Raw genomic sequence first — 9934 nt, 5'->3', positions numbered from 1 at the left:
AAGCATAACAACAAACACGGCGAAGGCGAGGCGGTTCCCGAAATCGTGAACAGGACTGCCCCCGTTATCGTCCGAATTTAGCCGGATTGGCGTTTGCACCGCAGACCAGTACCGCGACACGCTCGCCCGCAGCCGGCGCGTACCGGCCGGACAGGATCGCCGCGAAAGCCGCCGCGCCGCCCGGCTCGGCGATGATTCGCACTCGGTCCCAAAGCGCCGCCTGCGCGGCGATAATCTCGTCGTCGCTGACCAATATGGAATGCTCGACGAAGGCCTCGGCGATTGGAAACATCATTTCGCCGACGCGCTTCGGCGCCAGCGAATCGGCGGCGATCCCCTCGGCTGGCGCATCGACGGGTTGACCGGCCTCGAAGGCGCGATAAAGCGTCGGCGCTCCTTCGGGCTCGACGGCGACGATCCTGATTCGGCCGGCAAACCAGGCGGCGATGCCGCCGATCAGGCCGCCGCCCCCGACGGCGACCAGCAGTGTGTCGAGCTCAGGCAGGTCGGCCTCGATCTCGAGGCCAAGCGTGCCTTGCCCGACAAGCGTTTCCTCCTGGTTGAAGGCGTGGATCTGCAGTGCACCGGACTTTTCGGCAAAGTCTTCGCTGGCGACCAGCGCCTCGGCATAGCGCGCGCCACCGACGACCAGCTCGGCGCCGTAGGCGCGGATGCGTTCCAGCTTGGCCGGCGGGCTCACTTCGGGAACGAAGATGGTCGCCTTGTGACCGAGCCGCATGGCGGCATAGGCGACCGCGGCGCCATGATTGCCGCCCGATGCCGCGACAACGCCAGCCTTGGGAACCGGCCGCTCGAGAAGATTGGTGAAGGCGCCACGTGCCTTGAACGAGCCAGAATGCTGCAGGCATTCGAGCTTCAGGTCGACGGCAAGAGGCGGACGGCCGAAATCGGCCATGTCGACGCGCAGCACCGGCGTGTGGCGCACGAATGGCCGGATGCGGGGTTCCATTGCGGCGATGCGTTCGCGTGTGATGCTATTGCCGTTAAGCATGGCCTGCTCCCAAGGATTGACATCTCTTAGTAACTTAGCAAAATGGCTAAATGCAAGAGGTCGATGTCTTCAAGGCGATTGCCAACGAGCGCAGGCTGCAAATCCTCGACTGGCTGAAGGACCCGCGCGCGCATTTTCCACGCCAAGCGGATGGCGACCTGGTCGAGGACGGCGTCTGCGCGCTGCTGATCGCCGAAAAGCTGGGGATCACCCAGGCGACGCTCAGCGAGCATATGCGGGTGCTCACCCGGGCCGGCCTTCTCAGCAGCAAGCGTATCAAGCAGTGGACGTTCTATCGCCGCGACGAAGGCAGGATCGCCGAGACGAGGGCGCTCATTCAGCACCGGCTGTAGCGGTGCAGGCGATCTTATTATTGACCATGATTGTTTCCGAAGACCGGTTCCCACTTTTCGCTGACGTGGACCTTCGGTTCGGGATCATGATCTATCTCAGCCAATCGGGCAGCGAATCCAGTCCGATCAGCTCGTCATAGGTCTGGCGCGGGCGCACGACATGGAAACGGTCGCCGTCGACCAGCACTTCGGGCACCAGCGGCCTGGTGTTGTAGGAGCCGGCCTGCACCGCGCCATAGGCGCCGGCAGTGGCGATTGCGATCAGGTCGCCGGCCTTCAGCCGGGGCAGGTCACGGTCGAGGCCGAGATAATCGCCGGTCTCGCAGACTGGGCCGACCACGTCGACCGTCATGCGCGGCGCTGCTGCCGGCTGCTGCACCACCGGCTTGACGTCATGGAAGGCGTCGTAAAGCGTCGGCCGGATCAGATCGTTCATCGCGGCGTCGACGACCAGGAAATTCTTGGCGTCGCCTTCCTTCACGAAGATCACTTGCGAGACGAGAATGCCGGCATTGCCGACGATCAGCCGGCCCGGCTCGAACATCACCTTCAATCCCAGCTTGGTGACGTGCTTCCTGACGATCTGGGCATAAGCGTCCGGCAAGGGAGGCGGGCTGTTGTCGACGCGGTAGGGAATACCGAGGCCGCCGCCGAGATCGATATGCTCGACGGCGTGCCCGTCGGCGCGCAGCACGCCGACCAGCTCCACCAGCAGCGCGAAGGCGTCGTCGAACGGCTGCAATTCGGTGATCTGGCTGCCGATATGGGTGTCGATGCCGGTGACCTTGATGCCAGGCAGTTCAGCTGCGCGGGCATAGACCTGGCGTGCCTTCTGCCAGGGAATGCCGAACTTGTTCTCGGCCTTGCCGGTGGAGATCTTCTTGTGGGTCTTGGCGTCGACATCGGGATTGATGCGCAGCGAGATCGACGCCACCTTTCCCAGTGCCGTGGCGCGGGCCGACAGCAATTCAAGTTCCGGTTCGGATTCGACGTTGAAGCAGAGAATGCCGACCGAGAGCGCAAAATCCATTTCGCGCGCGGTCTTGCCGACGCCCGAAAACAGGATCTTGTTGGCCGGAATGCCAGCGGCCATGGCGCGGCGCAATTCGCCTTCCGAGACCACGTCGGCGCCGGCGCCGAGCTTGGCCAGGATCTTTAGCACCGCCTGGTTGGAATTCGCCTTCATAGCGTAGCAGACCAGCGCGTCGAGCCCGGCAAAGGCCTGCGAAAACACGCGGAAATGCCTGGTCAGCGTCGCCGTCGAATAGCAATAGAACGGCGTGCCGACGCTTGCGGCGATATCTGATATCGCCACGTCCTCGGCATGCAGCACGCCGTCGCGGTAGTCGAAATGGTTCACAACAGTGGTTCCGGATGTTGGAGCCGATAAGATCGGCCGATCTCATCGACTCTAGATCAGCGGGTCGAGAATGAACTTCTTGTCCTTGACCGGTTTTTCCGGCTCCGGCGGCACGGGCTGCTCGGCCTTTTGTGCGTCCTTGCGCGCCTGCACGGCCGCCTCATAGGGCGTGTCGAGGCCGGCTTTCCTGCCGCAGGCCGTTACGGTTGCCAGCGCCACCAGCAGCGTCAACGTCACCAAAATCCTGCTTGCGGTCATCGATCCATCCGTCTGAAACTTTTGCCCGCCGCTTTTAGCCGAGTTTTGCTGGCATTGCACCTAGTGTGGTGGATTAGAAGTTCCTGTCATTGATGGCATTCGCGTCAAGGAACTTCAAATCCAAAACCACACTAGAATTCATCAATTACTCGTGCGGCTTTTGAATCCGAAATTCGCTCGCCGCGCTGCTCCAGCGTGATGCGAATTTCGGATTCGCCGCACGAGCATCACGCCTTGGCAATGTGCTTTTTCCAATACCGGATCTGCTTCCTCACCTCCGACGGCGCGGTGCCGCCGAAGCTCGTGCGGCTCTTCACCGAATTCTGTACGGCAAGCACCGAAAACACGTCCGCCGTGATGCCGGGGTGAATGGACTGCAAGTTTTCCAGCGGCAGCCTGTCGAGCCCGATTTTCTTCTCCTCGGCCAGCCCCACCGCGCGGCCGGTGACGTGGTGCGCCTCGCGGAACGGCAGGCCGAGCGTGCGCACCAGCCAGTCGGCAAGGTCGGTCGCGGTCGAATAGCCTGACCCGGCGGCCTTCTTCATGGCGGCCGCGTTCACCGTCATGTCGCGCACCATGCCGGTCATCGCCGCCAGCATCAGATCGAGCGTCTCGGCGGCGTCGAACACGGATTCCTTGTCCTCCTGCATGTCCTTGCCGTAGGTCAGCGGCATGCCCTTCATCACCGTCAGCAGGCCGACCAGATGGCCGGTGACGCGGCCGGTCTTGCCGCGCACCAGCTCGGCGGCGTCGGGGTTCTTCTTCTGCGGCATGATCGAGGAGCCGGTGGAGAATGAGTCCGACAGCCTGACGAAGCCGAATTGCGGCGTCGACCAGATGATGATCTCTTCGGCCAGCCGCGACAGATGCGTCGCGCAGATCGCCGCCAGCCCCAAGAATTCCAGTGCGAAATCGCGGTCCGAAACGCTGTCCAGCGAGTTGCGCATCGGTTCGCGGAAGCCGAGCGCCTTGGCCGTCTGGTGCCGGTCGATCAGAAAGCTTGTGCCGGCAAGAGCGGCCGCACCGAGCGGGCTTTCGTCCATCCGTTCGATGGCGTCGCGGACACGCGACAGGTCGCGCGAAAACATCTCGACATAGGCCATGCAGTGGTGGCCGAAGGTCACCGGCTGCGCCGCCTGCATGTGGGTGAAGCCCGGCATCACCGTCGCCGCATGCTCCTCGGCCCGTTCCAGGAACGCCGAGATCAGGCCCTTCAGCGCCTCAGCGACGCGAAAGCATTCGTCTTTGACCCACAGCCTGAGATCGACCGCTACCTGGTCGTTGCGGGAGCGGGCGGTATGCAGGCGGCCGGCGGCCGGGCCGATCAGCTCGGCAAGGCGGGCCTCGACATTCATGTGGATGTCTTCCAGCCTGGTCGAGAACTCGAACGTGCCGGCTTCGATCTCTGCCAGGATCGTGTTCAGCCCGTGAGCGATTTTTTCTTGATCGGCCGTCGAAATAATGCCCGTTTGCGCCAGCATCTCGCTATGGGCGATCGAGCCTCTGATATCCTGCGCATAGAGTTTGCGGTCGAACGAGATCGACGCGTTGATCGCTTCCATGATCGCGGCCGGACCCGAGGCAAAACGTCCGCCCCACATCTGGTTGCTGGCCTTCTTGTCGCTCATCGCTATAACCCGTGCTCCGGAGCAGTTTTTAGAAAATGGCAGACGGCAATCGATTTTTCCCGGCCCCGCGCCTCATCCTCGCCGCTTTGGTGGCGGGCGTGCTTGCGGGCGCGGTCGCGGTATATGTCAGCGAGAGCGGTTCTGGCAACAACGCGCCCGCGCCAGTCGCCGTTGGCGACAGCAAGGACGATGTCGCCTGCGCCGCCAAGGCCGACCGTGCCAAGACGGTCGCGGCGGCTGCCACCGGCCAGGTGGCAGCACTTTTGCCGGCTGATCCGCCGCAATCGCTGAAGGGCCTTGCCTTCAACGACCCTGGCGGCAAGCCGATGACGCTCGCCGACCATGCCGGCAAGACGTTGCTGCTCAATCTGTGGGCGACATGGTGCGCACCCTGCCGCGCCGAAATGCCGGCGCTCGACGCGCTGCAAAAAGAAATGGGCAGCGACGCCTTCGAGGTCGTCGCGGTCAACGTCGATGTCGGCGACGACGCCAAGCCGAAGAAGTTCCTCGAGGAAACCGGCGTCAAGGCGCTCGGCTACTACCGCGATTCGACGATGGCGCTGTTTAACGATCTCAAGACGCGCGGCCTGGCGCTCGGCCTGCCGGTCACCATGCTGATCGACGGTGAAGGCTGCCTGATCGCTCACATGAACGGCCCGGCCGAATGGTCGGGACCGGACGCCAAGCGGCTGGTCGTGACAGCGCTCGGAAAGTCGGACTAGGCGCCAGCGATTGTTGCCGATCTTCGTCGCCTTGTTCGAGTCGTAAGCCGGCTTGGCAATCCCTTTCCATCAGCTCTCATTCGCAAGCGTGCACCACTTTACGTGGAGATCGAGTTCATCGATCCGCAACAAAACCGTTGTCCAATTGTCACGAGCGGCACATATTGCCTTTGCGAGAGTGCCCTTTCGCCAATGACAAAACGGGAGATGAAACATGAAGTTCTTCGGCTTCGCGGCCGGTGTCGCCGCCACCTTGACGCTGCTTTCCACCACTTCCGCTTTCGCCGTCACGCAGATCAGCTGGTGGCACGCCATGACCGGCGCCAACGCCGAAGTCGTCGACAAGATCTCCAAGGATTTCAACGCCAGCCAGAGCGACTATGAGCTGGTTCCGGTGTTCAAGGGCACCTATCCCGAGACGCTGAATGCCGGCATCGCTGCCTTCCGCGCCGGACAGGCGCCCGATATTCTCCAGGTGTTCGATGTCGGCACCGGCGTGATGATGGCGGCCGAGGGTGCGATCAAGCCGGTGGCCGAGGTGATGACCGGTGCCGGGATGACCTTCGACAAGAGCCAGTATCTGCCCGGCATAGTCGGCTATTATTCGAAGCCGGACGGCACCATGCTGTCCTTCCCCTACAACTCCTCCTCGCCGATCCTCTATTACAACAAGGACATCTTCCAGAAGGCGGGTCTCGATGTGAACAACCCACCCAAGACCTGGAATGAGGTGTGGGAAGCTGCCAAGAAGATCAAGGCGAGCGGCGCCGCCTCATGCGGCTACACCTCGACCTGGCTGACCTGGATCCATCTCGAGAACTTTGCGGCGTGGAATGACGTGCCCTGGGCCACCCAGCAAAACGGCCTGGCCGGCGGTGATGTCGAGCTCAAGATCAATGCGCCGATTTTCGTCAACCACTTCCAGGCGCTCACAGACCTCGCCAAGGACGGCACCTTCAAATATGGCGGGCGCACCTCCGAAGCCAAGCAGATCTTCCTGGCCGGCGAATGCGGCATCTTCACCGAATCGTCGGGCGGCCTCGGCGACATCGTCAAGTCCGGCATGAACTATGGCATCGGCCAGCTTCCCTACGACACCGACGCCAAGGGCGCTCCGCAGAACACCACGCCGGGCGGCGCCAGCCTGTGGGTCTTCGGCAACAAGTCGGACGAGCAATACAAGGGCGTCGCGACCTTCTTCGCCTATCTGTCCAAGACCGATGTGCAGGAATATCTGCACCAGAAGTCGGGATACCTGCCGGTGACGCTCGCCGCCTACGAGGCGACCAAGAAATCAGGCTTCTATGACAAAAACCCCGGCCGCGAGACACCCATCCTGCAGATGACGGGCAAGGCGCCGACCGATAACTCGAAGGGCGTGCGCCTGCCGAATCTGCCGCAGGTGCGCGATATCCAGAACGAGGAGTTCGAGAAGATGCTGGCCGGCCAGCAAACCGCTCAGCAGGCGCTCGACAATGCGGTCACGCGCGGCAACGCCGCGATCGAGGAAGCGCTCGAGAACTGACGAGATTATCTCGGTCAATCGATTGGAATATCGCCCACGCGAGCTCGCGTGGGCGACCCCTGGATAGCGAGGGAAATCAGCCTGTCTCCACGCATCGTCTTTCCCAACAAGATCCTGCCCTACCTGCTGGTGGCGCCACAACTCGCCATAACACTGGTTTTCTTCTACTGGCCGGCCGGCCAGGCGCTTTATCAGTCGATGCTCAGGCAAGATCCGTTCGGGCTGAGGACCAGGTTCGTCTGGTTCGCCAATTTCGGCAAGGTGCTGGCCGATCCGGCCTACCTCAACTCGATCAAGGTCACCGTGGTGTTTTCGCTTGCGACCGCGATCGTTGCGATGGGTGTGGCGCTGCTGCTTGCGGTCATGGCCGAGAAGGCCGTGCGCGGCAAAGGCCTCTACCGCACATTGTTGATATGGCCCTATGCCGTGGCGCCGGCGATCGCCGGCATGCTGTGGCTGTTTCTGTTCAATCCTTCGATCGGCTCGTTGGCGTATTTGCTGAGAAGCCTCGGCATCGCATGGGACCCGCTGCTCAACGGCACCCACGCCATGATCCTGCTGGTGTCGGCGGCTGCCTGGAAGCAGATCAGCTACAATTTCCTGTTCTTCGTCGCCGGCCTGCAGGCGGTGCCGAAAACCCTGATCGAGGCGGCGGCCATGGATGGCGCCGGCGAGACCAAGCGCTTCTGGACCATCGTCTTCCCGCTGCTTGCGCCGACGACCTTTTTCCTGCTGGTCGTCAATACTGTCTATGCGCTGTTCGACACGTTCGGCATCGTTCATGCCGTCACCGGCGGCGGGCCGGGCAAGGCGACCGAGACGCTGGTCTACAAGGTCTACAATGACGGCTTCGTTAATCTGATCCTGGGTGACTCGGCGGCGCAGTCGGTCATCCTGATGGCCATCGTCATCGCGCTCACCGCCATCCAGTTCCGCTACGTGGAACGCAAAGTCCATTACGGTTGAGGGCAGCGATGATCGGCCAATCCCCGCTCCGCACCTTCATCGCCCATGCCGTGCTCATCCTTGGCATATTGATCGTGGCTTTTCCGATCTACTACACCTTCGTTGCCTCGACCCACACGCTGCAAACCATCCTCAGGCCGCCGCTGCCGCTCTTGCCCGGCGGCCAGCTCTGGAACAATTACAGCGAGGCGCTGTTCGGCGGTATTGGCCGCATCGGCGGTGTCAGCGTCGGCCAACTGCTCCTCAACACCACGGTCATGGCGCTCGGCGTTGCGGTGGGAAAGATATTCATCTCGATTCTGTCGGCCTATGCGATCGTGTTCTTCCGCTTTCCCCTGCGCATGATCTTCTTCTGGCTGATCTTCATCACCTTGATGCTTCCCGTGGAGGTGCGCATCCTGCCGACCTACAAGGTGATGGTCGATCTCGGCATGATCGACACCTATGCCGGCCTGATCGTCCCGCTGATTGCCTCGGCCACCGCGACGCTGCTGTTCCGCCAGTTTTTCATGACCATACCGGGCGAATTGGTCGAGGCGGCACGTGTCGATGGTGCCGGGCCATGGCGCTTCTTCTTCGATATCCTCTTGCCACTGTCGCGCACCAACATCGCGGCACTTTTCGTGATCCTCTTCATCTACGGCTGGACGCAGTATCTTTGGCCGCTGCTCGTCACCAACAGCAACGATATGAACACCATCGTCATCGCGCTGAGAAAGATGGTTTCCTTCGCCGATGCCGACACCCAATGGCACCTGGTCATGGTCACGGCGATGCTGGCCATCGTGCCGCCGATCCTGGTGGTCGTGCTGATGCAACGCTGGTTCGTGCGCGGCCTGGTCGAATCCGAAAAGTGAGAAGCCGATGGCGACCGTCGATCTGAAGGACGTGAAGAAGGTCTATCCCGGCGGCGTCGAAGCCGTGAAGGGGGTCTCCATCGCCATTCCCGACAAGGAGCTTTGCGTTCTGGTCGGCCCCTCCGGCTGCGGCAAGTCCACGCTGCTGAGGATGATCGCCGGGTTGGAGACGATTTCTGCCGGTACAGTCGCCATCGACGGCAAGGTGGTGAACGCCATTGGCCCGACCGAGCGCGACATCGCCATGGTGTTCCAGAACTACGCGCTTTACCCGCATATGAAGGTCTACGACAACATGGCCTATGGCCTGCGTAATCGCGGCACGCCGAAGGACGAGATCGACAGCAGGGTGCGCTCGACCGCAAAGGTGCTGGAGCTTTCGGCCCTGCTCGACCGGCGCCCGCGCGAGCTTTCCGGCGGCCAGCGCCAGCGCGTCGCCATGGGCCGCGCCATCGTGCGCAATCCGAAAGTCTTCCTGTTCGACGAGCCGCTCAGCAATCTTGATGCCAAATTGCGCGGTCAGATGCGGGTCGAGATCAAGAATTTGCAGCGCACGCTTGGCGTCACCTCGGTCTATGTCACCCACGACCAGCTGGAGGCGATGACGCTGGCCGACATTCTTGTTGTCATGAACGCCGGACTGGTCGAGCAAACGGGCGCGCCGCTCGACATCTACGAAAAGCCGGCCTCGATCTTCGTCGCTTCCTTCATCGGCGCGCCGCCGATGAATCTTCTGACGCTGACCGGAAGTTCCTCGGGCCCGCTGCTGCCCGACGGCACGGCGATCGGCTTTGCGGCCCCTGAAACACCAGCCGTGACACTGGGTTTTCGTCCGGAAGATGCCGACGTCACCTTCAATGCGGAGGCGCTGTCCGGTGCGCTCGTCCTGCCGGCGACAGTCGAGGCAGTCGAACCGGTCGGTGCCGAAAGCTTTCTTCACTGCGCCGCAGGCGGCAGCCGTATCGTCGTGCGCGTCTCAGGGCGCGCCGCCGCAAAGCCTGGTGATCAGTTGCGTGTCGTGGCCAAAGCCGAAAGGCTGCATTGGTTCGATCAGGCCGGAAAACGGGTCGATTGAAGCCGGCCTGTCGGCCTGACTGGCGAACTGCGGAGACGCAAGACCGTTCAGGCAAACACATGCGCCTTTCCCGACACCGTCAGCCGGACGATCTCGCCAACCACCGGTGTGTCCATGCCCGGCTTGCGCAGGATCAACGGCGTGTTGCCGATCGCGGCTGCGTCCGGCGGATCGGGAC

10 protein-coding genes and 1 pseudogene are annotated in these 9934 nt (G+C 62.3%); 6 read left to right on the top strand and 5 right to left on the bottom strand.

Going from position 1 to position 9934, the window contains the following annotated elements; genetic code table 11:
- Nucleotides 1-64: 64 nt before the first annotated feature.
- Complete coding sequence (locus EOA85_RS17920; protein WP_127210613.1) at nt 65-1012, bottom strand: threonine/serine dehydratase; 948 nt, start codon at nt 1010-1012, stop codon at nt 65-67.
- A 50-nt stretch (nt 1013-1062) separates the two neighbouring features.
- On the opposite strand from EOA85_RS17920, the gene EOA85_RS17915 reads away from it, so the two are divergent.
- Nucleotides 1063-1365: a metalloregulator ArsR/SmtB family transcription factor gene (locus EOA85_RS17915; RefSeq protein WP_127210612.1), complete on the top strand. Its 303-nt coding sequence runs from the start codon at nt 1063-1065 to the stop codon at nt 1363-1365.
- 91 nt (nt 1366-1456) lie between these two features.
- Here EOA85_RS17915 and lysA read toward each other — a convergent pair whose 3' ends face one another.
- The 3 genes from lysA to argH form a co-directional block, all read right to left on the bottom strand.
- A complete protein-coding gene (gene lysA, locus EOA85_RS17910; protein ID WP_127210611.1) occupies nt 1457-2725 on the bottom strand; it encodes a diaminopimelate decarboxylase in 1269 nt (422 codons plus the stop codon).
- 51 nt (nt 2726-2776) lie between these two features.
- Nucleotides 2777-2983 (bottom strand): hypothetical protein, encoded by a 207-nt coding sequence (locus tag EOA85_RS17905; protein WP_029348597.1) that lies wholly within the window; start codon nt 2981-2983, stop codon nt 2777-2779.
- A 227-nt stretch (nt 2984-3210) separates the two neighbouring features.
- Nucleotides 3211-4611 (bottom strand): argininosuccinate lyase, encoded by a 1401-nt coding sequence (gene argH, locus EOA85_RS17900; protein WP_127210610.1) that lies wholly within the window; start codon nt 4609-4611, stop codon nt 3211-3213.
- 35 nt (nt 4612-4646) lie between these two features.
- Here argH and EOA85_RS17895 point away from each other — a divergent pair, with 35 nt between their 5' ends.
- From EOA85_RS17895 to EOA85_RS17875, 5 genes are all read left to right on the top strand, one after another.
- Nucleotides 4647-5333, top strand: coding sequence for a TlpA disulfide reductase family protein (locus EOA85_RS17895; protein ID WP_127210609.1), 687 nt, complete (start codon nt 4647-4649; stop codon nt 5331-5333).
- Between the two features lie 214 nt (nt 5334-5547).
- Nucleotides 5548-6858 (top strand): sn-glycerol-3-phosphate ABC transporter substrate-binding protein UgpB, encoded by a 1311-nt coding sequence (gene ugpB / locus EOA85_RS17890; RefSeq protein ID WP_029348594.1) that lies wholly within the window; start codon nt 5548-5550, stop codon nt 6856-6858.
- 81 nt (nt 6859-6939) lie between these two features.
- Entirely contained in the window at nt 6940-7824 is an 885-nt protein-coding gene (ugpA, locus tag EOA85_RS17885) for a sn-glycerol-3-phosphate ABC transporter permease UgpA (RefSeq protein WP_127210614.1), read from the top strand.
- Between the two features lie 8 nt (nt 7825-7832).
- Nucleotides 7833-8681, top strand: coding sequence for a sn-glycerol-3-phosphate ABC transporter permease UgpE (gene ugpE / locus EOA85_RS17880; protein WP_127210608.1), 849 nt, complete (start codon nt 7833-7835; stop codon nt 8679-8681).
- 7 nt (nt 8682-8688) lie between these two features.
- Nucleotides 8689-9756 (top strand): sn-glycerol-3-phosphate import ATP-binding protein UgpC, encoded by a 1068-nt coding sequence (locus EOA85_RS17875; RefSeq protein WP_127210607.1) that lies wholly within the window; start codon nt 8689-8691, stop codon nt 9754-9756.
- Nucleotides 9757-9803: 47 nt separating this feature from the next.
- On the opposite strand, the pseudogene EOA85_RS17870 reads toward EOA85_RS17875, so the two are convergent.
- Nucleotides 9804-9934, bottom strand: a pseudogene (locus tag EOA85_RS17870) (ABC transporter ATP-binding protein); the annotation flags it as partial.

It is taken from the genome of Mesorhizobium sp. M5C.F.Ca.IN.020.29.1.1 (genome assembly GCF_003997375.1).
Taxonomy (GTDB): Bacteria; Pseudomonadota; Alphaproteobacteria; order Rhizobiales; family Rhizobiaceae; genus Mesorhizobium; species Mesorhizobium wenxiniae.
This window is presented reverse-complemented; position numbering and strand designations above follow the sequence as displayed.

Coding starts and splice junctions, on each gene's coding strand:
- EOA85_RS17895 (WP_127210609.1), top strand. CDS start 4,647: ATGGCAGACGGCAATCGATTTTTCCCGGCCCCGCGCCTCATCCTCGCC.
- EOA85_RS17920 (WP_127210613.1), bottom strand. CDS start 1,012: ATGCTTAACGGCAATAGCATCACACGCGAACGCATCGCCGCAATGGAA.
- EOA85_RS17905 (WP_029348597.1), bottom strand. CDS start 2,983: ATGACCGCAAGCAGGATTTTGGTGACGTTGACGCTGCTGGTGGCGCTG.
- ugpB (WP_029348594.1), top strand. CDS start 5,548: ATGAAGTTCTTCGGCTTCGCGGCCGGTGTCGCCGCCACCTTGACGCTG.
- argH (WP_127210610.1), bottom strand. CDS start 4,611: ATGAGCGACAAGAAGGCCAGCAACCAGATGTGGGGCGGACGTTTTGCC.
- EOA85_RS17875 (WP_127210607.1), top strand. CDS start 8,689: ATGGCGACCGTCGATCTGAAGGACGTGAAGAAGGTCTATCCCGGCGGC.
- ugpE (WP_127210608.1), top strand. CDS start 7,833: ATGATCGGCCAATCCCCGCTCCGCACCTTCATCGCCCATGCCGTGCTC.
- EOA85_RS17915 (WP_127210612.1), top strand. CDS start 1,063: ATGCAAGAGGTCGATGTCTTCAAGGCGATTGCCAACGAGCGCAGGCTG.